At 59.5% G+C, this 301-nt stretch carries 1 protein-coding gene; it reads left to right on the top strand.

The features are described from left to right. Window positions 1–301: flagellin (locus tag HA630_RS00420; protein ID WP_256368602.1), on the top strand; the 301-nt coding region annotated here is incomplete at both ends.

Genomic DNA, 301 nt, shown 5'->3' with positions numbered 1-301 from the left:
GACAAGGGCTTTGCAATCAGTAATGTGACCACCACACCATTGGTTACTGCAAGTGGCTCTGCTCTCAGCGCTGTCAACTCGATTGATGTTTCGACGGTCGCCGGGTCGACAAAAGCATTGAAAATTGCTGACGCTGCTCTCGCAGCGGTCAACAGCCAGCGCGCCAACTTCGGCGCCCTGCAAAGCCGGTTCGAGACCACGGTCGCCAACCTGCAGGTCACGTCCGAGAACCTGTCGGCTTCGCGCAGCCGGATTCAGGATGCCGACTTTGCGGCCGAAACCGCCAACCTGTCCCGTGCGC

The organism is Aquabacterium sp. A08, assembly GCF_011742065.1.
Note: the sequence above shows the minus strand (reverse complement) of the source record. Positions and strands in the feature narration are given on the sequence as shown.